The following is a 26,496-nucleotide window of genomic DNA, read 5'->3' as shown; positions in this document are numbered from 1 at the left end:
TGTTTGGCGACATTCTGGCGTGGCCGGGCCATACGTTTTTTTGGGACTTCGGGCCCCTTGTGCGTCCGTCCAGTTCCAGCCGCCAGCCGGGCGATTCAGGCGGCCTGTTCGGAGGGGAAAGCCACCGCGCTTGCGGAGGCGGCTCCCGTGGAACCGGTTACCCGGGGCGGTGGGGAGCAACCCACCAGCCCCTGGCGCCACGGCTCCGGCATCGAGGGTTGGATCCCGAGTCCGGCTGCAACTTGAATTTGCGGGGGGCGCCTGTCCTCCAGAAGGGCAACCGCCTGCGCTAGCCCAGGTCACTGGGTTCACGCCGCCCGAACGGGCCTGAGACGGGCAGTCCTAAGGAACCGGATGGCCCCCCCACTACGTAATGTCGCCCATGAAGATGCCTGTGACTGGTCTGCACAAACGTATCCGGCATGTCGGAACGGTGCCGCCGCCAAGATGGAGAGCCGCACGTCCCGGGCCTCATAAGCGAATCGGCCTCGGGTGCCGCTTTTTTTGCCAGGCTTCCGGAACGCCGCTCGACCGTCAGGCCATCTTCACTGTCCTCCCGCAGACTTCGTGGACCCGGGACGAGGCCCGACGCGACCTGTTCGCCTACATCGAAGGCTACTACAATCGGCAGCGCATCCACTCGGCTCTCGGCTACATCACGCCCGAGCAAGCCGAACGGAATGCGAGCTAAACCCCGTGACCGTGGAACCGGGGGAAGATCACGCTCGGATATCCGACCGGAAACCTGACACTCAAACCCGTCAGGAAAATCTGCTTGAGATTCAAAGACCTGGGACCTGGAATACAACGCGGTCGAGTTGATGCGGACCCCTTCACATAAGTGCGTCTAAGTAGATCGGCCGCATGCCTTGATTGCGGCTCAGAACTCCATGCCGAACTTGACTCGGACATTGTGGCGCTCGAACTGGTTCAGGCCCAGCGCACGTCCGGCCAAAGTAGGATCGGTGTCACGCCCCCAAACCTGACCTGCATAAGCTACGGTGAGCCAGATCTTCTCCGTGAACCGGTGGTGCAGAGCGGGTCCTACAGTGAGCGCTTCGCTCTCCAACTGGTTTAGAAAGATCCCTTCGTACCCGCGCAGGTAACGTACCTCCGGGCCGAAGTACGTGTTTTCTCCAATCCGGCCGACGAGAGCGTTCGACCACAGAAAGGTTGAGGAGCGGTAACCAGGACCGCCGCCGCGCTGGCGGCCAGCGGCGGGCTCAAAGCTGATGTTGCTGCCGTACCAGAGCTTGTCCGGCACGACCTGAACGTCAAGCTGCAGGATGCTCTCGATATCGAAGATATCAGCGCCATTGCCCTCGACCGGCAGCACGCGGGTAAACCGGGGGCGCACCTCCAGGGCTAGCCCCAGCGGCTGCTCCTTCGAACCTTTCAAGAACTGGTATTTCACATCCATGGAGACGCCGTCGAAGGTGCCGTAGGACTTATCGTCCAGATCAACGATGTTGCGCTGCCGCCGCAACGTTCCGAAAGCACTGAACTCGATGCTCAATTTGTCGATGGGATTGAACTGGTAGGCCAGTCGCGTGTCGATCACACGGTAGGTCGATGATCCAGAGCCGTCTCTGCGTTTGCTGAGGCGCGTGATAGTATCCACCACGACTTCCTGTTGGCCCTTTTCTCCGGCATCCGCGCCTTCGGTAAAGCCAAACAGGTGCTCGGTGTCGACGTCCTTCTTATCGTTCTTTTTGTCGGACTTGTCCGCCTCCTGGTCCTTCCCCTTCCCCTTGCCAGCTGTCGATGCGCCATTCTCACTCGTCTTGGATTTGTTACCTTGCTCGGCATCAGCAGGTGTTAGAACGGCAAGGGCGAGCAGTATGCCAGCAGCCGACAACACGCGTCGGATCAGCCTTATGTTTCCGGTCATGATCCCGCGAGGTCCTCAGGTAGGCAGTGTCTTAGCCCTCTCCTTAAAGACGATGCGGGTTGATCTGCCTGCGGCTGAAATGCCACGCTTACAGAAAGTTCGAGCTTGAGAGGATTAAGCCATAAGATGCTTCGTATCAGAGTGCATCAATCAAAACTGCTAGCAGCGTCCGCAAAACGATCTTTTTGCCGACGTTAAGCGTCGGGTGACGTTAGGCCGACCCGATTCGTAAATCGAACCGTCCGGTACCGACCCTTCTCGGACTCTGGGAAGTTCCGCTTCCCGGCAGCTTGGTGGACGAAGACCTACGACCGGAACGGGTGGTTTCGCGACGGTCTGCGCTCGGTAATAAATCGAGGTCGAGCAGACAACGATCAAGCCGTTCATGCTGCTCCGAACAGCGGCAACACGTGTTCGGCGAGTTCGTCTAGGACGTCGCCGGTTGGGCGCTGCGCAATCTTCAGGTTGAACGCCACGTGCGACACGCCTTCGTCGCGTTGCCGGTGCAACAGGTCGACCAGCGCACGACGGCCCGCGACGATGCCCCTGCCTGAGCGAAGCGGTGCACCTGGATCGCGATCCAGGTCGAAGAACGAGCCGTAGCCGTAGGGCTTGAACGCGCCGTTGCCGACGGCGGCGTTCCATTGCGCAACCACCTCGCCCAACCGACCGAAGTCGCTCTGGTGCCAGATCCAGCCGTCCATGTTCCCGGCCAGCCAGGGGATGGTCTGACCGCACCGGCCGATGGCGATGGTCGGCAGCCAGTCGCCCACCGGTTTCGGGATTAGATCGAGGCTACCGTCCAGCGTGCCGTAATGCACTGACCGGTGCCGGGGGAACGTCTCCTCGGTCGCCACCCGTATGACTTCGCGGGCGTCCCGGAACCGTTCGGCCCGGTCCTCGAACCCGGTGCCGAAGGCCGGATACTCTACGGGGCGGTCCCCCGTGGACAGGCCGAGCAGGAAGCGGTTGCCGGTAAGGTGATCCAGGCTCGTCGCCTGCTTGGCGATCGAGACCGGGTCCCGGAGAGGCAGGATGATCCCGGCCGTGCCGATGGCGATCCGCGTCGTCTCGGCGGCGAGCCAGCCCGCGTAGACCATCGGATCGAAGACCTGTCCGACGTCGCCGAAGGACGGGTCGTAGAACGGCACGTCCCGCAGCCAGAGTGCCGCGAACCCGGCTTGGTCGGCCTTCCGTGCCATGGCGGCATGGTCCTGCATCGTCGGCGCCGGGCGGTCGGGATAGCCTTCCAGGGGCGCGATGAAGCCGAAGGTCAGTCGGCCCGGCCTGAATACGCGGTCGAAGCCGCGATGGGTCGCAAGGTCGTTCGTTGGATCGGCCACGATGCAGGTCTCCGAGATCAGAACGAGTATCGACGCATGCCGCCGTCGACGGTCAGCACGATGCCGGTGATGTAGCGGGCGCGCGGCGACACCAGGAAGGTGACGGCGTTGCCGACGTCCTCGGGCTGGCCGAAATCGCGCAGGGCGATCTCGTGCTCGGCGAACTTTCGCCGCTCGTCACCGGGATAGAGGCGGCGGATCTGGGCGGTGTCGATCAGGCCCGGCTGGATGCAGTTGACAGTGATACCGTGCTGCCCGAGTTGCTCCGACAGGCCCTTCGACCACACCACTAGCCCGGCCTTGGCGACCATCGCGGCGTTGACCACCTCGGGCTCCAGGTTGCCGGATATGCTAACGATGGACCCGGCCTTCCGGGCGAGGAAATTCGGCAGCAGCGCCTGGGTCAGTTGACGATGCCGGTCGAAGTTGAGGGTCATGCCTTCGACCCACTGCTCCTCTGGCGCGTCGATGGCCATGGGACGACTGCCGCCAGCGTTGTTCACGAGGATGTCGAGGTGACCGAGAGCTGACAGCGCCGCCTCGGCGATCCGCTTGGGGCCGTCCTCGGCCATGAAGTCCTGTTCGAACAAAGTGGGGACGATCCCGCCGTCCCGCTTTATCTCGGTCGCGAGGCTGGCGAGGAGTTCGGGATTTCGGGCGGTGGCGAACACCCGCACGCCCTCCGCCGCCAGCGTCTTGACGATGGCGCGTCCGAGCCCCTGGCTCGCCCCCGTCACCAGCGCCGTCTTGCCGTTCAAGTGAAGGTCCATGTCCGTTCTCCGTTGAGTTGGAACGAAGCTAGGGACGAAGAGCTGTTCCGATAACGTGCTAGTTTCTGCGTGCGATGGTGAGCGGAACAGAACAATGCGCGGGAGCGAACTGGGTGAATTGACGACCTTCCTGGCGGTGGCCCGGCATCGTAGCTTCCGAAAGGCTGCAACGGAGCGGGGCGTGGCGGCATCGGCCATCAGCCACGCGATCCGAAGCCTGGAGGAGCGCATCGGCGTCCGTCTGATCCAGCGCACGACCCGCAGCGTGACCCTGACCGATGCGGGCGAGCGCTACCTCGCCGATCTGACCCCGGCGTTCGAGCAAATCGCAAAGGCACAGGACGGCCTGAACGCCTTCCGTGCGACGCCGTTCGGGACGGTCCGGATCAACGTCCCGACCTCGATCGCGCCCTTCGTGTTCCGGGACGTCCTGGGCCGGCTGATCGAGGAGAGCCCCGGGCTAAGGCTCGACATCATGGCGACCGACCGGCTCATCGACATCGTTGCGGAAGGGTTCGATGCTGGCATCCGCTTCGGTGAGGTGCTGTCCCGGGACATGGTGGCCGTGCGGATCAAGCCGGTGCAGCGCCTAATCGTTGTCGGGGCGCCGGACTATTTCCGCACGCGCCCGCCGCCGCGGCATCCCCGCGACCTCGGGCGACACGTCGGAATCCGTTACCGCTATCCCAGCGGGGCGATGCTGGACTGGCGTTTCGAGCGCAACGGGGAGGTCCTGACAGTCGTGGTCGACGGCCCGTTGACGCTCGACGACCAGGATCTGATGATCGAGGCGGCCTTGCAGGGGTGCGGGCTGGCCTACGTATGGGAGGACCGCGTCCGCCTGCATCTCGAAGCCGGCATGTTGCACCGCTGCCTGGAAGACTGGTGCCCGGTCAAGGACGACCTGTTCCTGTACTACCCGAGCCGGCGGCATGTATCCGGAGGGCTCAGGGTGCTGATCGACAGGCTCAAAAGCCAGGATCCACTCCGCAGCCGAGAGCAACCGCTTGTAGCCGACAAGCCGAACGACCGTTGAGGGTCGAAGGCGGAACGTCCGCTTCAGGGCGAAGGGGTAGGGTCTGCTCCCCACCCTACTCGGACCCTGGGAAGGTCCGCTTCAGGTACTTGATTTTGTGAAAACCCGGCAACTGAGTTGGGTACCGTTCTTCCGGTCCGCTTCCGGTTCCAATCGGGCGAAAGCGAACGCATAGTTGCGAAAAAATATTATCGTACGTGCGCAAGTTGATAGGATCAGGCCGCCCGCACAGTCGCTAGGAAGCGTCCCACCTCACTGCTGAGGTGTTCGGATTGGCGTGACAGCTCGGAGGCCGCCCCCAACACTTGGCTCGCCGCCGCCCCCGTCTCCCCAGTGGCAACCGCTACACCCGCGATGTTGTGCGTGACCTCGCCCGCTCCCTGGGCAGCCTGCGCGACGTTCCGGACAATCTCCTGCGTGGCCGCGCCCTGCTCTTCCACGGCCGCTGCGATTGAGGCAGCGACCCCATCGATCTCACGGATACGCCCAGTGATGCCAGCGATCGAGGAGACCGCCTGCCCCGTAGAGGCTTGGATCTGGGCGATCTGACCGGAAATCTCGCTTGTGGCTTTGGCAGTCTGCTCCGCCAGCGCCTTCACCTCGGAGGCCACGACCGCAAAGCCCTTGCCCGCCGCGCCGGCGCGAGCTGCCTCGATGGTTGCGTTGAGGGCCAGCAAGTTGGTTTGGCTGGCGATGCCAGAGATCAGAGCGACCACGTCGCCGATGCGCGATACCGCGATGCTCAGCTCCTGTACCATGGTGCCGGTTTGATCGGCCTCGTGCACGGCCCGTTGCGCCAGTTCGGTGGAGCCGGCGACCTGCCGGCCGATCTCTTGAACGGACGAACCAAGCTCCTCGGCGGCGGCGGCCACCGTGTTGACGTTGACGGCGGCTTCCTCGGCGGCGGCCGCAACGGTATTGGATTGTGAGGCGGTCTCGCTGGCCGTGGCGGTCATTTGCTGGGCGGTGGCCTGGAGCTCGGTGGCCGAGGACGACACCATGCCGATGATGCTACCGACCGCTCGCTCGAAGCCGTCAGCCATCTGGCGCATGCCGGCCTTACGCTGTTCCTCCGCCGAGGCACGGGCGAGCGCCGTCTCCTCTTCCAGGCGGCGTGTGCGGATCAAGTTGTCTTTGAAGACCTCTACAGAGGCGGCCATGTGACCGATCTCGTCGCGTCGTCCAGCACCGGGAACCGGTTGGGTCGCATCGCCGGCGGCGAGGCGCTGCATCATCCCCGTGATGGCTGCCAGGGGCGCGAGCACGCCCCGTACCATCGTCATAAAAGCGAAGCCCGCCGCGAGAAGACCGAACACAATAGTGCAGAGGCCGATCTTCTGCGCCATCACGTAGGCCGCCGAGGAGTGGTCGTGCACCTTCTGAGCCTCGTCGATCTGAAGGTCGATGAGCTTACTGATGGCATCGCTCACCGGATCGATGACCGGATAGAGGCGCTCCCGCACGAACCGGTCCAGCGCCTCTGTGTCCTTATCCGTCAGGATCTTCAGAAGATCGGCCGTACCCGCATCGGCCACGACCATGGCCTCCTTGGACGTGCCTACGAGCTGCGTCTCGCGCGCATTCATGTTCGTAACGAGGTAGTCCGTCCATTTCTGCCTGATGTGGACCTGCGCATCGGAAACGGCTTTGACGCCGCTCAACCAAGGCAGGTTACCGTTGCGCACCTTGTGCGACGTGTCGACGATGCTGACCGCGTACATGTCGGCCACGATCTTTAGATCCCGTAGGGGAACCACGCGATCCGCGTACACGGTATCCATGCCTTGCTCTGCCGTGCTGGAGGCATACCAGCCGACACCGGCGGTGAGCACAAGTGCAGCGAACAGACCGCCGAGGGTGACAATGACACGGGATCTAATGGAGGGCACGCGCTGCTCACCTAATCGTAAAAATTTACCGCACCAACGTACAAATAGAGTGGTTAACGAAGTGGAATTGTAAGGTGGGGTTGTCGCCTCCATGCCGGTCGCAAACGCTTGCTTCCGGCAACCCCTACATCCCCGCGGCTATGTTAGTAGGATTGGAGGCGGAACGTCCGCTTCCAAAAGTAAGTTCAAAGTCCGGTTGCCACCGAGACTGTGTGAAAACGCTGCTTTGGCCGTTGCGAGTAGAAGGATCTCCTACGAAAATCCTCGAAGGTCGCGGTCGGGACCATCCGAGCTGATGTTTCTCAGTCTATCATGGAAGATTGCATTCTGGCGTCGCGACGGCCTGAAGTTTCCACACAGCCTGCACCCAGAGCAGAAATTTGGCATATCACTGTTCAGAGAGCGCGGTGATCAGATCGGATGCGAGAGTGCGATCCTCCTCGGGTGCGGCTTGGATAGCCGCATGGACCATTGCTGTGATCACGGGGTCACTCTGCGCTGCTGCAAGCACCGCACGCCCAACCGCCGCCTGCCTCGATCGTAGGGACGGCTGAGCCGATTGATAACTACGGCTGGGTTGGATGAGTAGATAGAGGATCGTCACCAGTAGGACGACGAAGATAAGGAGGGCGGATAGGATCGCGATCTTCATGCTGTCCCCTATCGCGAGCAATCATATCTTCCAGTGCTTGCGAGGCCTGATCGACTACATGCGACGCGGAAGGTCCGCAAACCATCCCTTGCGGACCTGCTGATCTCGTTCAGTGAAGGATGGCTGCGGTCTGAGACCTAGGCTATCCTGAAGCCAGCCACCATCTCGCTGAACGACGATGCAAAGCGGATCGCGTAGCCCCAATCCTTCCCTTCAGCATCCTCCAGGGTCGGGCGTCCCTCACCACCGGACACCTCGTGGTCGAGAAAGAACACTTCCCCGAGCCGATCCGGCCGCAAGACGAGGGCGATGTCATTCCCGCCGCCATCGGTCATTATCGAGAGCAGGCTTTCAGGGATATCGCAGTCGGATGCCGTTCGGTGGCGCTCCTGCAACGAGCAGTCTTCCTCCCCGCAAAGGCCTGCCACGCAGCCAACGCGCTCCGCCCCGATCTCCTCACCGACCAGAGAGAACACAACCCGCCCACGTAGGCGTCCGCCGCGAGTGAGAGCGAGGAAGGCGCGGTAGTCATCAGGCAGCCGCGCGCCGATCAGTGCCTCGAATGCCTCGATCTCGGCCGAGTCCGGCACCAGGGCCGTCTGGCCGTCGATGATCGCAGCGAGTTCGTTTGGCGTCATATCTGAACCTCGTCCTGACCCGTGAAGCAGTCTCCGCTAACATATTAGCAGTTGGCAGGGGTGACCTACGCCTTGAACCGTTCGCGCAAGGCTTCGTTCGCCCGCGCCTGCCACCCCGGCCCGGTAGCGCGCATGGCCTCGATCACGTCGCCATCGACGCGCAACGTTACCTGACGCTTCGGGTTCTCGATGCGGGGGCGCCCACGGCCACGACGAGCCAGATCAAGGCCGTTGCCGGGCACGCCGCGCGCAATCATCTCATCGGTGATCTCCGGCAGTTCGGCATACTCCTCCGGCTGGATCACATGCGCGTCCATGCGGGCCAGATCGGTCTGGCCGATCCCCTTAGCGGAGAAGGGGGGTGTATTTCTTTTGCTCTCGCTCATTGGCCTTCCTCATCGAAAAAACGTGTTGGTCGTTGCCCCGTTGGGTCCATCCGATGACGACCATCCGGCCGGCGAGCAGGCCGATCGTGATGATGCGGACCTCGCCGTAATTGATGCGGCTGTCCTCGAAACTGAAGCAGGGGCCAGCGAACACCTCTTCGGCCGCGTCGAAATCCATGCCCCGCTCGGCCAGTGCCTTCTCTCGTTTTGCGGGGTGGGACGTGATCGCCATGAATTTTTGTAGCTCTATAAAATTCCTCGGTCAACGATTAAATAGAGCTACATAAAACAGATCGATGCCGAGCGCGCGAAGAGCACTGCACCGGAGGTTTTTCAAAACCGGCCACTCCGATTTCCTGTCGTTGGTCAGTGGGTTGACGGTGATTTCCTGCCAGAAATGCTCAAACTGGCAACTCCGAAAGCGGGAACCCGATCCGAGACCGTCCGCCCTGCCGAACGGTCGCATACCGTCACCGCATGGCCTTTGCCCACTCCGCCACCCGCTGCGATTCTTGTTGGCCTCTGACGTGAAGGCGACCCTGCCGTTCCGGTAGCCTTGCAACCCTGGTGTTGGTCTCGGTTTTCCCCGGAGTTAGAACCCCTATATCCGTGGGGTGAATCCGTTTGCACCCACCCCCCTCGTCCTTCGTCCGGCCGGCCCGGCGTATCCAGGCGAGCCACTCCCGGCTGATGATCCGAACGAGGTTCGGGCTGTTCTTCCTGCCCTCGTGGTGACGCTCCTCGATTGTTAGCAACCCGTCGCCCTCGGCGAGGCGGATGGCGCCTTGAGCAAGCCGACGGCAGACACCTGCCCGGGCGGCGATCGCGTCAACGCACAACCCGCACACGCCCTTGCTGGCCACCTCGTCGGCGACGATGCGCAGGACCGCGAGTTGGCCCGTGGTGAACCGTGCGGCCAGGGCGGGCGGCATGGGGCCAGAGCACGCAAGCAACCGGCGCCTGTCGCGCGAGGCGGCCTTGTCGGGGCTGGTGACGCTCCTGCGCGGAGGGAACAGGCTCGGCCGGCCGGCTGGAATGCCGACGGGCTTGATGCCCTCGCGGATCTCGCTGCGCCGGGCGTGAAGCTGCTCGGCGAGCGCCTGGGCTTCGGTATCGCCCAAGGCTCCGGACCCATGCCCCTGCCAGACTTGGCGGGACAGCTCATCCATGTGGGCGAGCGTGCGCGCGTCGTCGATCGCGGCCGTCATGGCGGCGTGAAACATCGTCCTCGGTCCCTGCTCGGGCCGCGGCAAAGCTGAGGGAGGGTCATCACGACCCACCCTTTCAAAAGGCCAAGCGCCACCGCTTCGAGAACCAGGTTCCCGATTGACTCCCGAGGAGCCATGTGGCTTGTGAGGGATAGGTACTGGCCTCACAGGCCCAGCGATTTTAAACGGTCTCACCCTTGCCGGGGTGGGGCCGTTTCGCGTTGGGGCTCAAGTCTTTCTCGCGGCGGTCATCCTCAACGGTGGTCGGCTCACGACTCGCACGGGTGCGGGCCTGCCGAACGTGGCATGTCGGCTGGGCGAGACGGTTAAGTCAACGGTAACGCGTTGCGACGTGGGCGAGGGTTGCGCCCGGCCCGTCTCGGATGCTTCACCGGCACATGGTCAAATCCGAGCTCGCCGCCCGCATCGCCGAACAGAACCCGCACCTCTACGCAAAGGATGCCGAGGCGGTCGTGAATGCGATCGTCGCCCGCATGAGGGAGGCGCTCGTGAAGGGCGATCGGGTAGAACTGCGAGGGTTCGGATCGTTCTCGATCAAGTCTCGCGACGCGCGCGAGGCACGCAACCCGAAGACAGGCGGCATCGTGTCGGTGAAGAGCAAGAACGGCGTCGTGTTCCATCCCGGCAAGGGGATGCGCGATCGTCTCAACAGCAAGGGCGCGATCGTCTGAATAAGGAGCCTGGCGCGACGAGGCCGAGGGCTTTGGTCCCCAGCAACCACGAGGCGGCCATGCTCGTCCTGGCAACGGAGAACTCCGAGCTGCGTGCCCAGCTCGCGGAGGTCCAGGACCAATGCGTCGAGCTGGCCGTCGACGCCGGCGAGATGCATGCCGAGATCGAGCGTCTACGGCGCGAGGTGGCCGAGTTGCGGGCGGGCCAGGACGTATTGAGGTAGGCCCCCTGTTGCCCTCCGCCGTCCGAGCCAGGATAGCGCCTTCCCGCCGAGACGCGCATGTCGAGGTTGGCAGCATTGGCATACCGCATGCTACGCTGGCGCTGTTCCTCCCCAAGGAATACCTCTGAACGACTTCGCCCCGTCCGGCCTCGGCCCGGCGGGGCCTTTCCGTAATCGCCCGTCTAGGCCGCGACGGGAGGTCAGAAGCCGAGCCGCTCTAGGGCCCGCCTAGCTGGGATGATCCGGGTGAAGACGGTCTCGCTCTCGCCTTTCTGCCGGGCGGCACTCCAGCCCTCGCCAAGCTCCAAGAGAAGCGGATCGGCGCTCGTAGTGCCGTAGGCGCGGATCATCTCCGCATCCATAACCACGAACTGATCCTGGCCCTGCCAGAGGCCGGAGACGAACCGGGCGAGGATTGCGTTCATGCCGTGCGAGGGCGAAAGGTCGTCGCCGAGGGGCATCGTGATCCTGAGGTGCGACGGCCCCGGGATTGCTCGTCTGTTGGGCCGGGCAACCAACTGTCCGGACGCGAGAAGGTGCCGTCGGTCGACTGCGCAGTTGGGTGGCACCCTCTAAGCCCGGGGAATCCGACAGTTCCAGGCAGCTTTCCGCTGATTGAAGGTTCGATTTCGCTCTAACTCTGGAGCGAAAATCGGACAAGCCGTCTGGGACAGTATTCCCTTCCCGGCAGCGAGCGCTATCGTCAGGCAATGCCCCGCTATCTCTTCTTCTTAACCTGCATCGTGATCTTCCTGCCCTCATGGGCCGGCATTGTCATGGTGGTTCTGCCTGTCATCACCGGAAGATCGGAGGCGCTGGCCATCGAAGGGGAGATCCTGCTCATCGGGGCGATGGCGGTCCTGTTGAGCACGGGCACGACAGCGATGCTGTTCTCGGCGCATCCCTTCAGGCGCACACGGCGGTGACACCGTTTTCATGTTGGCTCAGCCGTTGGGTTACCCAAGGAACGAGGGGGTTTGCGACCGTGCTTTCGTCACAACGGCTCAGTCCGTTCCAGCACCAGATGTTCGGGATTTGTCATCGCGCTGTGCATACGGGGGCCGACCTTCCGCTCGGTTTGCAAGCATCCGCTCGCGCAGTTCGCAAGCACGCCGAGCGATCGCGGCAGCATCGCAGCGCCGGCAAGGACCGCCGCGGCCAGCGGCTTGGCATTTGGTAGGGCTCTGGCAAGTCGACCGTGGCATGGGTCGATCATAACCATCCGCTATTGCCGCAGTCACGCTTCTCGATCGTGCCCGAAAGTAGGTAGGCAGAACTAATCTGCAGGTTCGAATCCGACCCGTTGGAGACCTTAGGAACGTCGGCTGCCAGGCTCTTAGTGATGCAGTGCCAGACGAAGGGCTTCGGCGGATTTCGCCAATCCGCATTGAGACGCAGGTTTGTTGAAGGCAGACGCGGCACAGCTGGAGACGGGGATGATGGCAGGACCGCTTCCCCATGCAATTATGCCTCCGCCCACGCTGCCCGGACTGGACCTGTTGCAGTGTCCGGCTTCGCATCCCCAATGAAAATGACGACAGGGCCGTGATCGGACCGGCGTGGATCGTAGAAATCAAGGAGATTTGGGTAAAGGCGCTGGAGGAAGTCCACGTGCAGGCCCTCCCGACGAACAAGGCGGTCGATGACGACCTGATCGCCATGCACAGCGTTCGGGACGGAACCACAGGCGCCTGGCGTCATCCACCGCGCAGGCTCGGCCGCGAACGTCGTGTAGATAAAATCCAGCTCGCCGCCGTCCCAGCGTAGCAGGGCACTGGAGAGTCGCCCCTTGTGGAAATAATCCTCCATTGCGGCGAGGCCCGGCTCGGCCAGAGCATCCGCCGAATCGGTGAAGACGGTATCGAGATCGCAGAGCAACGTCGGCCCTTGTGTCAGGCTTGGGCGGAACGCTTCCATCTTCGCCCACCAGGCTGGCCAGTCGTGCCGCAGCGGCACCCGCTCTACACCGGCCACCTCGATGGGAAGGTCGGTGAGGCAGAGAATGCGGTCGAAAGACGGAGCATGGCGGCGAGCGCCTCGTGCCAAGCGCTCGACCCAAGCCGCGTCGTAGCGACCGCCACTTTTCAGGACAGTGAGGAGTGTCGTCATCGAACGCGCGCAATCCTGATCGGGCTGCTCAAGGGGCAGGGGTGGAGGCGGATCGTCCGCTTCGGACCAGAGGGCTATAGTCCGATTGCCACCTTTCTCGGGCATTTAGGGAAGGTTTCTGAGCGCCGGACCTCTCCTCCAACCCATCGCAGATCGTGCCTACGCAGTCCGACCACGGTGCTCAATGTCCGGCAGCCGTTGCGGTGAAGCTTGAGCATACCCATCCTTTCGTCATCGGCACGGGCCGAGACGCGCACCAACAGCGCCCCTCCTCTGGACGGGAGGGACGCTGCAGGGTGGCCGGGACGGGTGGGGACCTGGAACGGGCGTTCGATCGGTGCGGGCCTCCGACTGTGACGGTGCCTCGCCACTCTCTAGGCTCCCTCTGAACGGGGAGACGCTCCCTCGCAGCCCTGGACGGCGGCGAGGAGGCTTCACGAGGGATCGGCGAACCTGCCTGACGGCAACGGCATCAAGGGGACGCCGCTGCCTGTGCGCGGCACGGAAGGCCTGGGAAGGCGTCCGTGTCGCGCGATCAGGCCCGCCCTCCATTCCATCTCTGCTGCCATCCCCTGCAGGTGCCGGGTCGCCTCGCGCCCGTGGTGCGCCTCGGCTCGCTGATGGCGGCGGAACCGGCGCTCTGAGAGGCGCAGGCGGACCACGAAAGCTAGGGCCTCGAGGAGCCTGCGCAGGGACAGCTGGTCTGCCTCCTGAAAAGTGGTCCTCCCTGAGGTATGGCTTCGAGCCATGTGGAGGATGATCGACCCGACGGCAAGCGGACATTGTGGATGCCCGCATTGGGTTGGGAGCGGGCGCGGTGGCAACGTCCGCTCTCGTGCATTGCTGCCTGAAAGCGGACCGGCGGAAGTCCACCCTTCTCAGACTGTGCGGCATGCGGTTATGTGTGTCGGTAAAACGCCCGGTTTTCCAGGCAGCGTTGTGATTGGTGACGTAAGCTCAGCTCCTAGACTGAATTCCTTCGTTAAGCTTACAAGCCCTGCGAGAGACACGAAGGCCGTCGCACGCACATGGACACTTTACGCCGTACCTGGTTCTGGACCTTAGTCCAGGGGACCGAGCGCCTGCGTGCTCATCCGTGGCTCGGTGACGTCGTGGCTGTGGCAACAACGGCGGGGGCTCTCGCACTGCGCTTCGCCGTGGACCCAGTGCTACCATCGGGCTTTCCCTATCTCACATTCTTTCCCGCAGTCATTCTCACAACCTTTTTCTGGGGACTGCGGCCAGGCATTACCTGCGCGGTTCTATCGGGATTGGCCGCTTGGTACTTCTTCCTGACGCCCGCCGGTTCATGGGAGCTGAACGGGCCTGCTGCCCTCGCGCTGGGCTTTTATGCCTGCATTGTAGCCGTCGATATTGCACTCATCCACGTGATGCATGTGGCGGGGACGCGGCTTCGACAGGAGCAGGTCGTAACCGCTGGATTGTATGAGCAGCAGCGGACACTGTTTCAGGAGTTGCAGCATCGAGTGGCCAACAACATGCAGTTCGTGGCTGCCCTCCTGCACCTCCAGAAACGCAAAGTCGGCAGCGACCCTAATGCAGCAATGGCGGCTCTCGACGAGGCTCGGGTGCGCCTGGAAACGATCTCACGCATCCATCGCCGCCTCTACGATCCAAGCCGCCTTGACCTACCAGTCGGCCAGTACCTGCAGGAGCTATGCTCCGATATGCTCGATGCCACAGGTGCACAGAACATCGTCTGTCTGGTCGATGTGCCGCCGCTCCAGTTCGATCTGACCCGTCTGACCACGCTGTCGCTCCTTGTGGTCGAGGTCGTCACAAATGCACTCAAGCACGCTTTTACACCTAGTAAGCGTGGGACGATCACCATCCGCTTGGAACAGCTCGATCTTATGCAGCTAGCGCTCACCATCGCAGACGATGGAAAGGGCATTCCTGCCAGCTTCGATCCTGACACGAGCAAAAGTCTGGGGTTCCGGATCTCACAAGGGCTTGCCATTCAGCTTGGTGGCAGCCTGACCTACACAGGTGGCGCCGGCACAGTGGTACGCATGGTGTTCCCAGCAGCACATCCACCCGCACCTTGAGCCGCATAGGGACGACCGTGCCGGCAGGACTGCCCATCGGATGGGCAGATCTTGTTGGACATTAGCACTACCTGGGCACTTTCAGGGCGTCTGCTGCGTTGGCTCGCTTGGGATGGCTGTGGGGCGGCGATGGATCGGGATCGCGTGGGGACGGACGAGCTCGACACCTGGCTGGCGCCGTTCCTGGCGGTGATGGGGCGCAAGACCCGGCGGACCTGGGCACCGCTCTATCTCCGGGGCCTGCTCGGTCCGGGGGATCGCAAGAGCCTTCAGCCGATGGCGGCACGGCTCGGGCTGTCGGGCCACGACCAGTTGCAGCACTTCATCGCCAGCCCGGCCTGGGACGACGGACCGCTCTGGACGGAGCTGGCCCGCCAGGCGGATCGATTGGTCGGCGGACCCGATGCCTGCCTGGTGATCGACGACACGGCCCTGCCGAAGAAGGGCACGCGCTCGGTCAGGGTGGCGCGCCAGTACTGCGGTGCGCTGGGCAAGCAGGCCAAATGCCAGTCTCTGGTCTCCCTCACCCTGGCGCAGGGCGAGGTGCCCGTGCCGGTGGGCCTGCGCCTGTTCCTGCCCGAGGCGTGGACGCGCGATCCGCAGCGGTGCGGGCAGGCCGGCGTGCCCGAGCCGGCGACCGTGCCGCGGAGCAAGAGTGAGATCGCGCTCTGCGAACTCGATCGCCTGAGGGCGGAGGGGCTACGCTTCGGCACGGTGCTGGCGGATGCGGGCTACGGCGTCAGCGCCGCCTTCCGTCACGGCCTGGATGCGCGGGGCCTGCGCTGGGCCGTCGGCATCGTCAGGAATCAGAAGGTCTACGCGGCCGACGTGCAGCTCGTGCCGCCGACCGGTCGCGCGCGCAAGCCCGCGCCGGACCGGGAGCCGCGGGACGCCGAGGCGGTGCTGGCCGATCTGACATGGCGGCGCGTGACGTGGCGCCAGGGTACGAAGGGCAAGCTCTCGGCCCGGTTCGCCGCCCTCCGGGTGCGGGTTGGCGACGGTCCGGTCTGGGGCAACAACCGGCACCTGCCGGGGGAAGAGGCCTGGCTCGTGGGCGAGTGGCGCTCCTCGGGCGAGCGCAAATACTACCTGTCCAACCTGCCGCCCGGCACGTCACGACGCGCGCTGGCCGGCACGATCAAGGCGCGCTGGGTCTGCGAGCAGGCTCACCAGCAGCTCAAGGAAGAACTCGGCCTGGATCACTTCGAGGGACGGTCCTGGACCGGGCTGCATCGCCACGCGCTGATGACGTGCATCGCCTGCGCTTACCTGCAGCACCTCCGCCTCGCGGAACATCATCGGACGGGGCGGGGAAAAAATGACGACCCGCCTGCCGAGCCCGCCGCCGTCGCCCAGCCTGCCCGCTGTGCGGCAGGCCATCCTCGGACGGCTGTTCACCAAGCTGGTTCCACCCGTCCTGTGCCCCCACTGCCGAAGGCGCTTCACGCTGCCCTCTGACTACAAAATGCCCAGGTAGTGCTAGCAGAAGGTATCAGAACGGGTCATCCTGGCATGCCAGAATTCAGGCTCGATCCCGATCAAGTCGAGGACGTGATCCGCTACCTTGCGAGCTTAGATAGGTGAGATGAGCCCCTTACACCATTTGCGCGCCTACGAAACTTCGTTAACTAAACGTTAACCATAATATCTTAGACCTCCTGCAAGAGGTGGGCAGTATGATGACTCAAGTAGCAAAGGACGGTCTTGATGCTTTAGGAAGCCTCATTGCTAGAGGCGAGGAGCGAAGGGTCAATGCGATGATCCATATCGCATTTCTTGAGGCCGAAGACCAAAACCCCCACGAGGCCCGCGCTGACCTGATGGCCATCGAGAAGTTTCTGAAAACGATGCGGACGCAACGCGCTCTCCTGATCGCAAGCATCCATCACAACGATATGGCCAAGGGCGAGGCTAACACACTTCAATCCGCAGCTTAAGGCCTGAAGCAGGGTTTGTAGAATGGCCTGTACAGTTCATCGTGAAAGGCGGCCATTGCAAGGAAGGTCCGAGACCGAAGAGTAGCTCCGCTTTGAAGCTGCCTACCGTCCATGGCACTGTGCCGACCATGCCTCACGATCAACCGACGTCCCTCAGGGTCCAGGCCGAAGCGATTGGCGTAAGGCCATGCGAATGGGCTTGGACCATCTTCTGCGGTACCGACAGGTTCGTGATCGCCCGCTCGCGCCCGGAATTTTCGAACCGCGCAGATGCCCTGGAAGCGGGTGGCACGGCAGCGGCGGAGGTCGCCCGGCGGTTGGGCATACATCTCGTAGAACACGATGCAGATTAACCGCCGAGCTGGCTCGCTAGTGGTCAAAATCTGACGGATGGTACCCGCCCTGAGCGCGCGAGATGAGTAGAAAGCAGTCTCGTGATTTATGTTTTGATCCAAACCTTAGCGCCTAGGTCCTGTCGTCGCCTGAACCGATTGATTGGGCTTGCGTTTTGTCTTTCCAGATCAAGGAGGGACGATGCTAAACGACGCGCAGTGGTCTGAATTGGAGCCCCTGGTTGAGGCCTGCCGCCCCAAGGCCAAGACGCCACCGCAGGATCTGCAGCGCACGCTCTCGGCGATCTTTTGGCGGCATCAGAATGGTGCCAAATGGCGGGCTATTCCTGAGGAATTGGGTCCGTGGTGGCGCGCGGCGCAGATCTTCATCCGCTGGTCCCGTGCCGGCGTTTGGGAGCGATTGCTCGGTCTCGTGCAGGAGCGGGGCATCCACCTCGGGATGGTGTTCCTCGACGGCACGAACGTGCGGGCACACCAGAAGGCGGCGGGAGCTGCCAAAAGGGGGGATCTGGAGCCGAGCGAGATACTCGTGAGGCTCTTGGCCGATCGCGTGGTGGCTATGGCACCAAGGCCTGCGTGATCGCGGACGGCAGCGGACGGGCCATCGCCTTCCGACTGGCGCCCGGACAGGCTCATGAACTGCCCCACGCCGTTCCCCTGCTCGACCAGTTGCCGGGTGTGCCCAAATGGGTGGTGGGGGATCGCGGCTACACCAGCCACGCCTTCCGTGAGCACATCTGGGACATCGGCGCACGGCCTGCGATCCCAACTCAGCGCCACGAGGCACCCGTGGCCTGTCCGGACTGGATCTACAACAACCGCCACCACGTCGAGCGTCTGTGGGCACGCCTGAAAGAATGGCGTGCCATCGCCACTCGCTATGAGAAGACCGCCGTCAGTTTCATCGGCGTCCTCTGCCTCGCCGCAGCCGTCGACTGGCTCAAGCGATGACACGCCCTAAGGGTGACTGCCGAACGTTTTCACTGATATCGAGGTGGCATGCCGGAGAATGCCTCACCCTGGTTTGTTGCTGTTGGTGCCTCAGGAGCGGAAGGCCTGAATGACATCATAGCCCTGCTCACCGCGCTTCCGCCATCAATCCCAGCCGTGATCCTCGTCGTGCTGCATCGGTCCTGGGATAAACCGAGCAATCTGAAATTCGTACTGGAGCGTTCCATCGTCCATCAGGTTTTTATCGCCGAGGAGGGTAACGAATTTAAGCAAAGCACTGTATACATTGGTGAGCCCGATCGACACCTTACCCTCGCAACGCGAAGCCTGGGCGGGATGGTCGATGATCCAAATCGCGTCTATGGAAATCGCACTGTGGACCTGCTCTTCCGCTCGGTCGCTCGGTATGGGAAGGGGCGCATGATCGGCATCGTCTTGTCAGGATCGCTTGACGATGGGTCGCGTGGCCTCGCAGCAATCCACGAAGCGGGTGGCCTCACGATGGTCCTCACTCCTGACCCGATGCCGTATCAGGGCATGCCTGAAAACGCGATCAGCTACGATGGCCCGATTGATGTGATTGGCAGCCCACGAGTGATCGCTGCCGCCATCGTTGAAACCGTCACAAAAGGCTAATTCCAACGAGCGCTTGGAGGTCCGAGTTGTGTCGAAAGCAGCCCCAACAGCGGGTACCAAACGTCAGATCTTGACCACTAGCGGCCGTGCAAATGCCTCGTATTGCAGAGGACTACTTCACTCCATCCGCCCCGACGCGCGCTCCTCGCCCACATAGCCGATGTACCAGCTGAGCTGCTTCGCAACCTCCTGGTCCAGCGGGTCGGCTGACGCCTTCAATGCCTCGGCCGTGGCGTTCACGGTGCCGTAGGGCGCGCAGACCTCGCCGAGATAGAGGTTGATCTCCTCGTTCAGCTACTCCTCCGCCATGTCGTCGAAGCGGTTGACTTTTCTCGCCTTTTCCAGCTTGCGGAGGCGGAGATCGATCACTTTCGAGGTCATGGCTGGTCTTCCAGGACGACGAGGGCCGCAAACAGCGTCGTGGTGCCGTGACGGGTATAGCCATGCGTCTGCGCGGCGGGATGCCCGGGTCCGAGGGGCGGGTTCGCTTCAGGACCATACACTTCAAAGCTGGTAGCGGCCCGCGAGCATCAATAGCCCTTGTGCCAGCTCACTGAGGTTGGCTGAAGCCTTCTCGGCTTCGCGCGTGCCAGCCGCAGTCTGCTGACTGGCCTCACGGATGTTTCGAAGGGCACCCGTCACCTGCTCGATGCCAAGCTGCTGCTGGTTCGTTGATGCAACAATCTGCTGGAATGTTTGCGCGCCCTCTTCCACACGTGCAGCCATTTCCTCGATCGTGCGCACGGTCGCGTCCGTTCGGGCCTTCCCGGTGGCAGCGCGTTTGACTGCTTCCTCCGTGAGCATGACCGACGAGTTGATGCCACGCTGGATCTCCCCCAGGAGGCCACGCACCTGAACGGTAGCGGCTTTGGCCTGATCGGCGAGCCGTTTCATCTCGGTGGCGACGACCGCGAAGCTGCGCCCGGCCTCGCCAGCAGCGGCAGCTTCGATCGCAGCGTTCAGAGCCAGCAGGTGCGTGCGTTCTGAGATATCGTCGACCGTGGCGATGATGTCGCCGATGACTTGGGTCTTCTCGCTCAGAGCGACGATGTTGCCAGCCACCGCTTCGCCCTGCTCACGGATCGCGTCCATGGCCCTGGCAGTGTCGGTAGCCGCCCGCAATCCGGCGCGCGCCGTCTGGGCTGAGGCCTGTGCCGTGGCAATGATCTCATTAGCACGCTTGACGATCCCGGCCCCTGAATGTGCAATCTCATCGACGGTTGCAGCGGTCTCCTGCACCGCGGCGAACTGCTCCTCGACGCTGGCGGCTTGTTCCTGCGCGGAAGCGCGGATCTCGGCGGCGGCAGCGTTGAGGTCATTCGTAGCCGAGCGATTGGTCAGAGCGAGGTTGGTGAGGCCGGTTACCATCGTGTTCAGCGTTGCACCGAGGCGACCGATCTCGTCGTGCCCCCTTACCCCTATACGCCCAGTCAGATCGCCAGCGCCGATTTGCTCGACGAAGGCCATCACACCCAGAAGTGGCCTGACGATCAGGCGGTTGATGGCGATGCCGATCCCGGCACAAATCAGTAGCGTGAGCAGGGTGCCCAGCCATAGTGCGAGGCTTGCGTTACGCTCCGCCTGAATGAGACGCTCGTTCTGCGTTACGCGGATCCGCTCTTCCACGCCCTCGATCGCAACGAGCTTTCCCCGAAAAGTATCGAACAGCTGTTTGCCTGATCCATCGCTCTCCAGCCGGATCGCCTCGGGTCGCGTCGCCGCAGAAGCAGCATTTCGGATCGCTGGCTCTGCAATATCTGCTTGCCAGGCGCGGGCGGCTGCTATGGCTTCCGCGAGCAAGCGTGACGGCTCGGCATCGTGACCAATCAGGTCGCTGAGATGGTTGATCGCGTCATCTAAAGCTGGCCGTCCCGACTGATACGGCTCAAGGCTACTCACGCGCCCGGTGATCAGGTAGCCGCGCAGCCCAGTCTCTTGGTTAAGCATGGCTGCCTGGAACTGAGCGAGGGCGCGGATAACCTGGCTGGAACGACCGCGTGTCTCCGTCGCCTCATGCAAGTGGTTGAGGGTAAGGAACGTCGCGCCACTGCTGAGAACCGATACCACCGCAATGATGCCGATCGCGCCGCCTAGCAAGCGGTTGAGGCCAAATGAATTCGGCATCGTTGGCCCCGTTACTGAGATCCGCAGATGGCGCTGTGAAGCCAAGAAACCTCCACCGTCAAGTGCCTAGGCCGCTTGCCTCAGTGCCCAACTGCCGAAGACGCTCGGCTAGCGCCTGCATGCTCACGTCGCCTTTGTTCAGGATCTGGCTGGCACCACGCAGCCGTCGCCGATCCTCCCAACTTAGGTCGAGTGCTGTAAGCACCACAACCGGGATCGCGGTGCATTCAGGTTTGGCCCGCATAGCTTCCAAAAACTCGAAGCCGTCCATCACCGGCATGGTGAGGTCGAGCAGCACGATCCCAGGCGGAGCGGCGGCAAGCTGATCGAGGCCATCGCGACCATTCTCAGCCTCGTTCACGGTCCAGCCGTCGCGTTCGAGGACCTTCCGGATCCGCATGCGCGTATCAGGATCGTCGTCGATGATTAGGGCAGCATTCTCAGGCGGACGGTAGCGGTCCATCACATTCTTGAACCTATCCCAGCGCACCGGCTTCATCACGTAATCAGACGCGCCCAGCGAGGCTGCGAGGGCACGTTGCTCGACGAAGGTTATCATGATCACCGGGATATCGGTCAGATCGGGATCGGCTTTGAGAGCACTCAGAACCGACCAGCCGTCGATACCGGGCATCATGACGTCGAGCAGGATGGCATGCGGTTTGAGCTCGCGTGCGAGTGCCAAGCCGGAGGTACCGTCGGGTGCCAAGCGAACTTTGAAGCCCTCTCGATGCAAGAACTTCGTCATCAGACTGCGTTGATCGGCATCGTCGTCGATGACGAGCACCACCTCGCCGCCTCGCGCACTCAGGTCCTCAGGTTCTGATAACGCGTCGACCTCCTGTACCCGGTAGTTCGCCAACAGCTTGACGGTAAAAGTCGTACCCTGGCCCGGCACACTGCTGACCGAGACCGAGCCGCCTAGGATCTCGCTCAAGGCTTTCGTGAGCGAGAGACCTAAGCCAGTGCCACCGTATTTGCGCGTCGTTGAGGCATCAGCCTGAACGAATCTCTGGAACAGCTTGGCAACCTGCTCCTCTGTCATGCCGATGCCGGTGTCGGCGACCTGGAAGACGATGCGCTCGCCATCGTTTTGCGACTCACGAGCGACGGACACCGTGATGACGCCCCCCTCGGTGAACTTGGCCGCGTTGCTGAGAAGATTGAGCAGGATCTGCCGCACCTTCGTCAGGTCCGATACCATGCGTCCAAGGCCCGGCGAGACCTGGAGCTCGACCCTGTTGCCCTTCTTATCGACCAGCGTCCGTGCCGTCGTCACGACATCCTGGATGACGGGGTCCAATTCGAATGCCTCTGGGTAGACATCCATCTTACCGCTCTCGACCTTGCTAAGGTCTAGGACGTCGTTGATGAGCCCAAGCAGGTGACGTGCACTTCCCTCGATTTTTCGCACGTCTGGCTCGAGTTCCTCTGAGGAAACCCCATCTGCCATCTCTTCCTGCAGCATTTCGCTGTACCCGATGATGGCAGCGAGGGGAGTGCGCAACTCATGACTCATGTTGGCGATGAAGGCGCTCTTGGCGAGGTTCGCTTGCTCGGCGACGTCCTTTGCGGCCTCCGCCCGGGCATTGGCGTCAGTCAACGCTTCTTGATTGCTCACCAGGATCCGGTTCGCACCGTTGAGGCGCTCCAACGTCGCCTCATTCTGTACGACAGACCGGCGCAGGGCATCGCAGATCCAAACCATGACGGTGCCGACCAGTACGTACTGGCACAAAAGAGAGATATCGACGCCGCTGAGCGACCCATCCCGCGTGTAGAACCACGTGGCAATGAGAGTCGATAACGATAGAGTCAGCGTCCCAGCCCCCCAGCCGAAAGCCAAGCTCGCTGCTAGAAGAACCGGGATGTAGAGCAGGAAGGGCGCGACATACGCCGGAGCCAGGAAGCGCAGGAGCGTCATGGCGCCGATGAGAAGTAGGGTCACGCCGTAGCAGATACCCGGCGGAGGACGTCGTAGGGCAAGGGTTCCGATCAGTCCGTGCAAGCTTCTCATCCGGGAGGAGTGTCACGGCGTGCCCGCTTTGCAAAGCGGATAAGGCAGGAGGCTACAGGAGGGTAGACCCTGTTCTAGGCAATGGTCGACGCGGAAGTCCGAATGAACCAACCAGCCCGGACACAGCCCAAAAACGGGCAACTGAGTATGTATGGAAAAATCGACGGTATTTTCGACAATCCGCATCGCCGACGACAGTATGACACCATTGTGAAGCGGACATGCTGCTCTCGACCCAACCCAGCCGCCTAGATCACCAGAGGCGCGCCTCATAAGCGGTCGTTCGTCAGCCGGCCGGCAACTTTGTCTCGGGTTGGGAAGCAGACGCCATACTGCGCTTTATACGAATATGGTGGAACACGCGGGGCTCTCAGAGAGCCAGTGCGCGAACGAACTCGATGCACTCGCGGCGCTTCTGTTCGTCAGGAATGCGATTGAATAGCCGCAGCAATTCGGCAGCGTCGCTCAAAGGATTGGTCGCGCAAGCCGTTTGAGGGTCAGTGAACGCATTGACGGGCATGGCCAGAGCGTCAGCAATCCGGTGCAAGGCGTCAGTTGAGGGACATCGCTTCAAATGAGCCTCCGCCCAATCGTGAGCTAAGGGGCGAACCGACTAATGACAACTCCTCACGTGAAGTTGTCCCATATGCCGCGGAGACAACATACTGATAGTGAGTAGGTTTGCAAGGAGGCGTAAACCGAGGTCTCACTCTCGGCGTCATGCGTCTTCAGCATAGCGATCTGGGGGAACGTCATGAGTTCAATAGCCACGAGCGATCCCGCTCTCAGGGCAGCGGGTATCGTTGGTATCTGGAATACCAATGTTCCGGTAGCGTTATCAGTCCTTGATGAGGGCGCGGCCCGACTGCTCGCTGGCAACGTCGATCTCGCTGGACGACCAATACCCCTCAGCATCGCTCTAGGGCGCACGCACCCGGATGATCGGGACTGGGTGTTCGACCGCATCCGCCGCGTGCGCGAGACGGGCGGCTCCACATCGACCGAGTTTCGCATCGTGACCGAGACCGGCGAAGTGCGCTGGATCCTCAATCGTGGCTTCCTGGCGCCCGACGCGAACGGCGTGATGCGCGGCCGCGGCGCCTACATCGACACGACCGACAGCCATCAGGTTCCGTTTATCTCTCCAGAGGCGAACAAGATCACCGAGGGCGATCCGCTGATCGAAGCTGCTGACCGCTGCATAGGCGCACGCAACGCGATCACCCGAACCGGAAATCCAGATCTACTACGGCTCTCCAACTTGGTTCTGCTCGAGATCGGTCGCGTTTTAGCTGCGCGTATGAGGAGCTGACGTTCAAGTTTGCCAAGTGACCAACCGAACGCACGGCTACCCCATAGATCCGCTTATGTGAACAGCATGCGCCTCGCGTGCGTGGTGGCAGGTCCGCTGTGGGTCGTGTGCGATACGCGCTGCTACGTCCGTTTCGATGCGTCCGCCGCCCCGAAGCAGAACGGCGGAAATCCACCCAGCTCGGTCTTTGAGCGGACGGGGCCCGACCCGATACGGTCGACGGAAGTCGGATCACTCGCACCCTAAAGCAATCGTGGGCTTCCCAACGTGACACCGTGCATCGAAACCGCGCGCCAGTTGGGCAAGGCTGACCGAACCTAGCCGCGCGATCAGCAACGCTTCGGCTTCGCGCAACGTATCCTCGATCGCCTCGTTGACGGCCTTCTCGACGGCGCACTCGGGGTTTGACCGATCGCTGCCGATCGCGAAGACGCGAGGGCCGCCGACCGCGCGATGGACATCAAGCAACGAAACCGCGTCCAGATCTGCGGCGATGCTCCATCCACCGCCATGCCCTTTTTCCGACCTCACGTAACCGGCATTTCGCAGCCCTGCCATCGTCCGGCGGACGACAACGGGGTTTGTTCCGAGCATGCGCCCGATGGCTTCGGACGTCATAGGTCCTTCGTGACGCGCCATGTGAAGAAGCACGTGAAGCGTTCGGGAAAGGCGGCTGTCGTTGCGCACGGCGCGATCCTCGGCGGATGCATCGCCATTGGCAACCACGACATGTCACGATACTTTACAAGTTACGTGATTCTGGGAGCTACGCCAATGCGAGATTTTGAGAACCCCGACCGGTGGGACAAGGTCGCCCTTCACTACGAGAAGACCGCCCATCCGTTCACTGCCCACTTTGCCGAAGCAGCTCTCGCTCAGGTGCCCTTGAACGCTCGAAGCCGTGTCCTCGACGTCGCGGCGGGAACGGGCGCTCTCACGCTCGCTGCGGCACGGACGGGTGCACAAGTTCTCGCGATCGATTTCTCGCCCGCAATGGTCGCTCGGATCGCGGCAGCGGGATTGTCCAATGTCGACGCGAAGGTGATGGACGGACAAGTCCTCGCTCTGCCTAACGAGAGCTTCGATGCCGTATTCTCAATTTTCGGCGTGATCATGTTCCCCGATTGGCGAAAGGGGCTTGCCGAAATGGCGCGGGTGACCCGACCCGGCGGCCGAGGTGTCGTCGCGACTTGGCAGGAACAGGGGGCGGCGACGTTCCTGTTGCTGGGGCAGATCCGCCGCAAGCTGTTCCCCGAACGCGAGACCAGGGCGATGCCTGAAGGAGTAAAGGCGCTGGGCGATCCCGAGGGGTTCACCCGTGAACTGGTCGCTGCAGGGTATCGCGATTGCCGGATCGAGCAGGTGGTCTTCGACTACGAACTCTACATTGCCATGCTCGACGACCCAGACACGGTATTCGGCATCTCGCCGGACTGGACCGACCTGAACGATGCGGACAAGGCTGCGGTGATCTCAGAGGCGCGACGAATGGCGAGCGATCGATCGGTGCTGCCCATCCCCTCGACAGCACTGATCGCAGTGGTACAGCGGTAGAAGCCATGCCGTGCAAGAAGCGGTGCACCGAAGAGTGAGACTGCGCGGGATCAGTCGTTCGGGCGTATGTCTGATTTGGCTAACCGCGTTCCAGAAGCAGACCGGCAGAAATCCACCCGACCCAGTCATTCGGAAGCATTATCATTTAGGGACGGGGCCCAGGCTCGCCCCGCCCTTGTCTGCGTCAACGGCATAACTCGACGATGTCGGGTATCCGTTCGTATCGGACTATGCCGAGCGATGGATCCATGACGATCGACGGACTACTAGGCCAACTCATGGCATCGACCTGTCCACGCTCTGCGTTGCCCGTCGGACGGAGGTTTTTCCGATGCGTAGCAGTCATACTCAAGCCCAGCTGGCGCAAGTCATTGCCGGCCTCAGTGAAGGGGTGATCCTGATCGAGGCCGATCATACGCTGTCCTACGCCAACGAGGCGGCGCTTACGATGCATGGCGTTGCCGAGCTGGACGACCTTGGCGCTACCATCTCCGAATATCGTGCTAACTTCGTGCTGCGCTACCGCAACCATCAAGAAATTGGACCGCTGCAGCATCCGGTGGAGCGGGGGCTCGCTGGAGAGACGTTCCGCGATGCCGTGGTCGAGGTGCACCATGCACGGGATCCGACAAAGATCTGGATGCATCGTATTCGCAGCCTTGTCGTGACTGAGGCGGAGGGTCGTCCGACGGGCCTTGCCCTCAT

General features: G+C 62.4%; 27 protein-coding genes and 2 pseudogenes. 14 read left to right on the top strand and 15 right to left on the bottom strand.

The features are described 5' to 3' along the window. Window positions 1-559: 559 nt before the first annotated feature. Window positions 560-691: pseudogene (locus MKK51_RS21195) on the top strand (IS3 family transposase); the annotation flags it as partial. A gap of 189 nt (window positions 692-880) precedes the next feature. Here the strand turns inward: MKK51_RS21195 and MKK51_RS21190 are convergent. The 3 genes from MKK51_RS21190 to MKK51_RS21180 form a co-directional block, all read right to left on the bottom strand. Beyond that, window positions 881-1,891 (bottom strand): hypothetical protein, encoded by a 1,011-nt coding sequence (locus MKK51_RS21190; protein ID WP_243980628.1) that lies wholly within the window; start codon window positions 1,889-1,891, stop codon window positions 881-883. Between the two features lie 383 nt (window positions 1,892-2,274). Then, window positions 2,275-3,234: an LLM class oxidoreductase gene (locus MKK51_RS21185; protein WP_243980626.1), complete on the bottom strand. Its 960-nt coding sequence runs from the start codon at window positions 3,232-3,234 to the stop codon at window positions 2,275-2,277. A gap of 17 nt (window positions 3,235-3,251) precedes the next feature. Continuing rightward, window positions 3,252-4,004 carry an SDR family NAD(P)-dependent oxidoreductase gene (locus MKK51_RS21180; protein ID WP_243980624.1) on the bottom strand — a complete coding sequence of 251 codons (753 nt, stop codon included), beginning with the start codon at window positions 4,002-4,004 and terminating at the stop codon, window positions 3,252-3,254. A 94-nt stretch (window positions 4,005-4,098) separates the two neighbouring features. Between MKK51_RS21180 and MKK51_RS21175 the strand changes: the two genes are divergently transcribed. Next, on the top strand, window positions 4,099-5,040 hold the full coding sequence (locus tag MKK51_RS21175; protein ID WP_243980623.1) for a LysR substrate-binding domain-containing protein: 942 nt from the start codon (window positions 4,099-4,101) through the stop codon (window positions 5,038-5,040). 215 nt (window positions 5,041-5,255) lie between these two features. Here the strand turns inward: MKK51_RS21175 and MKK51_RS21170 are convergent, their stop codons facing one another. The 6 genes from MKK51_RS21170 to MKK51_RS21145 all read right to left on the bottom strand — a co-directional run bounded on the left by MKK51_RS21170 (window position 5,256) and on the right by MKK51_RS21145 (window position 9,828). Next, window positions 5,256-6,929, bottom strand: a complete 1,674-nt coding sequence (locus MKK51_RS21170) for a methyl-accepting chemotaxis protein (protein WP_243980621.1) — start codon at window positions 6,927-6,929, stop codon at window positions 5,256-5,258. A 388-nt stretch (window positions 6,930-7,317) separates the two neighbouring features. Further along, window positions 7,318-7,581 (bottom strand): hypothetical protein, encoded by a 264-nt coding sequence (locus tag MKK51_RS21165; RefSeq protein ID WP_243980619.1) that lies wholly within the window; start codon window positions 7,579-7,581, stop codon window positions 7,318-7,320. A 137-nt stretch (window positions 7,582-7,718) separates the two neighbouring features. Further along, on the bottom strand, window positions 7,719-8,219 hold the full coding sequence (locus MKK51_RS21160; protein ID WP_243980617.1) for an SMI1/KNR4 family protein: 501 nt from the start codon (window positions 8,217-8,219) through the stop codon (window positions 7,719-7,721). Between the two features lie 65 nt (window positions 8,220-8,284). Beyond that, complete coding sequence (locus tag MKK51_RS21155) at window positions 8,285-8,605, bottom strand: BrnA antitoxin family protein (protein ID WP_243980615.1); 321 nt, start codon at window positions 8,603-8,605, stop codon at window positions 8,285-8,287. Further along, the gene (locus MKK51_RS21150) at window positions 8,565-8,837 is read right to left on the bottom strand and encodes a BrnT family toxin (RefSeq protein ID WP_243980613.1); all 273 of its coding nucleotides are present in this window, start codon (window positions 8,835-8,837) and stop codon (window positions 8,565-8,567) included. The genes MKK51_RS21155 and MKK51_RS21150 overlap by 41 nt, the downstream gene beginning before the upstream one ends. 238 nt (window positions 8,838-9,075) lie before the next feature. Beyond that, the gene (locus MKK51_RS21145; RefSeq protein ID WP_243980612.1) at window positions 9,076-9,828 is read right to left on the bottom strand and encodes a microtubule-associated protein 11; all 753 of its coding nucleotides are present in this window, start codon (window positions 9,826-9,828) and stop codon (window positions 9,076-9,078) included. Window positions 9,829-10,211: 383 nt separating this feature from the next. Here MKK51_RS21145 and MKK51_RS21140 point away from each other — a divergent pair, with 383 nt between their 5' ends. Continuing rightward, window positions 10,212-10,505, top strand: coding sequence for an HU family DNA-binding protein (locus MKK51_RS21140; RefSeq protein ID WP_243980610.1), 294 nt, complete (start codon window positions 10,212-10,214; stop codon window positions 10,503-10,505). A gap of 59 nt (window positions 10,506-10,564) precedes the next feature. Further along, window positions 10,565-10,729: a hypothetical protein gene (locus MKK51_RS21135; RefSeq protein ID WP_243980608.1), complete on the top strand. Its 165-nt coding sequence runs from the start codon at window positions 10,565-10,567 to the stop codon at window positions 10,727-10,729. Between the two features lie 200 nt (window positions 10,730-10,929). Here MKK51_RS21135 and MKK51_RS21130 read toward each other — a convergent pair whose 3' ends face one another. Then, window positions 10,930-11,190 carry a hypothetical protein gene (locus tag MKK51_RS21130; protein ID WP_243980607.1) on the bottom strand — a complete coding sequence of 87 codons (261 nt, stop codon included), beginning with the start codon at window positions 11,188-11,190 and terminating at the stop codon, window positions 10,930-10,932. Between the two features lie 249 nt (window positions 11,191-11,439). Between MKK51_RS21130 and MKK51_RS21125 the strand changes: the two genes are divergently transcribed. Continuing rightward, window positions 11,440-11,655: a hypothetical protein gene (locus MKK51_RS21125; protein ID WP_243980605.1), complete on the top strand. Its 216-nt coding sequence runs from the start codon at window positions 11,440-11,442 to the stop codon at window positions 11,653-11,655. A 538-nt stretch (window positions 11,656-12,193) separates the two neighbouring features. Here MKK51_RS21125 and MKK51_RS21120 read toward each other — a convergent pair. Beyond that, window positions 12,194-12,838: a hypothetical protein gene (locus tag MKK51_RS21120; RefSeq protein WP_243980603.1), complete on the bottom strand. Its 645-nt coding sequence runs from the start codon at window positions 12,836-12,838 to the stop codon at window positions 12,194-12,196. Window positions 12,839-13,866: 1,028 nt separating this feature from the next. On the opposite strand from MKK51_RS21120, the gene MKK51_RS21115 reads away from it, so the two are divergent. The 6 genes and pseudogenes from MKK51_RS21115 (at window position 13,867) to MKK51_RS21090 (ending at window position 18,784) form a co-directional block, all read left to right on the top strand. Further along, window positions 13,867-14,907: a sensor histidine kinase gene (locus tag MKK51_RS21115; RefSeq protein ID WP_243980601.1), complete on the top strand. Its 1,041-nt coding sequence runs from the start codon at window positions 13,867-13,869 to the stop codon at window positions 14,905-14,907. 129 nt (window positions 14,908-15,036) lie between these two features. Continuing rightward, window positions 15,037-16,365, top strand: a complete 1,329-nt coding sequence (locus MKK51_RS21110) for an IS701 family transposase (protein WP_243980599.1) — start codon at window positions 15,037-15,039, stop codon at window positions 16,363-16,365. Window positions 16,366-16,386: 21 nt separating this feature from the next. Next, window positions 16,387-16,491: pseudogene (locus MKK51_RS21105) on the top strand (cytochrome c); the annotation flags it as partial. Window positions 16,492-16,583: 92 nt separating this feature from the next. Then, window positions 16,584-16,844 (top strand): hypothetical protein, encoded by a 261-nt coding sequence (locus tag MKK51_RS21100; protein WP_243980597.1) that lies wholly within the window; start codon window positions 16,584-16,586, stop codon window positions 16,842-16,844. A 534-nt stretch (window positions 16,845-17,378) separates the two neighbouring features. Continuing rightward, a protein-coding gene (locus MKK51_RS21095; RefSeq protein WP_243980595.1) for an IS5 family transposase occupies window positions 17,379-18,148 on the top strand; the annotation gives its coding sequence in 2 pieces (ribosomal slippage) (window positions 17,379-17,694 and window positions 17,694-18,148; 771 coding nt in all). Window positions 18,149-18,196: 48 nt separating this feature from the next. Continuing rightward, a complete protein-coding gene (locus tag MKK51_RS21090) occupies window positions 18,197-18,784 on the top strand; it encodes a chemotaxis protein CheB (protein WP_243980593.1) in 588 nt (195 codons plus the stop codon). 117 nt (window positions 18,785-18,901) lie between these two features. Here the strand turns inward: MKK51_RS21090 and MKK51_RS27295 are convergent, their stop codons facing one another. The 3 genes from MKK51_RS27295 to MKK51_RS21075 all read right to left on the bottom strand — a co-directional run bounded on the left by MKK51_RS27295 (window position 18,902) and on the right by MKK51_RS21075 (window position 22,916). Further along, a complete protein-coding gene (locus MKK51_RS27295) occupies window positions 18,902-19,024 on the bottom strand; it encodes a hypothetical protein (RefSeq protein ID WP_279601264.1) in 123 nt (40 codons plus the stop codon). A gap of 264 nt (window positions 19,025-19,288) precedes the next feature. Next, a complete protein-coding gene (locus MKK51_RS21080; protein WP_243980630.1) occupies window positions 19,289-20,908 on the bottom strand; it encodes a methyl-accepting chemotaxis protein in 1,620 nt (539 codons plus the stop codon). A gap of 58 nt (window positions 20,909-20,966) precedes the next feature. Then, window positions 20,967-22,916 carry a response regulator gene (locus MKK51_RS21075; protein WP_243980592.1) on the bottom strand — a complete coding sequence of 650 codons (1,950 nt, stop codon included), beginning with the start codon at window positions 22,914-22,916 and terminating at the stop codon, window positions 20,967-20,969. 763 nt (window positions 22,917-23,679) lie between these two features. Between MKK51_RS21075 and MKK51_RS27290 the strand changes: the two genes are divergently transcribed. After that, window positions 23,680-24,237, top strand: coding sequence for a PAS domain-containing protein (locus tag MKK51_RS27290; RefSeq protein ID WP_279601263.1), 558 nt, complete (start codon window positions 23,680-23,682; stop codon window positions 24,235-24,237). Window positions 24,238-24,468: 231 nt separating this feature from the next. Here MKK51_RS27290 and MKK51_RS21065 read toward each other — a convergent pair whose 3' ends face one another. Then, window positions 24,469-24,924 (bottom strand): Rrf2 family transcriptional regulator, encoded by a 456-nt coding sequence (locus MKK51_RS21065; protein ID WP_243980589.1) that lies wholly within the window; start codon window positions 24,922-24,924, stop codon window positions 24,469-24,471. 87 nt (window positions 24,925-25,011) lie between these two features. Between MKK51_RS21065 and MKK51_RS21060 the strand changes: the two genes are divergently transcribed. Continuing rightward, window positions 25,012-25,791, top strand: a complete 780-nt coding sequence (locus MKK51_RS21060; RefSeq protein WP_409565743.1) for a class I SAM-dependent methyltransferase — start codon at window positions 25,012-25,014, stop codon at window positions 25,789-25,791. Window positions 25,792-26,122: 331 nt separating this feature from the next. Next, window positions 26,123-26,496, top strand: a 374-nt coding sequence (locus MKK51_RS21055) for a PAS domain-containing protein (protein ID WP_243980585.1), incomplete at its 3' end; no start/stop codon positions are given.

It is taken from the genome of Methylobacterium sp. E-045 (assembly GCF_022829685.1).
Classification (GTDB): Bacteria; Pseudomonadota; Alphaproteobacteria; order Rhizobiales; family Beijerinckiaceae; genus Methylobacterium.
Note: the sequence above shows the minus strand (reverse complement) of the source record. Positions and strands in the feature narration are given on the sequence as shown.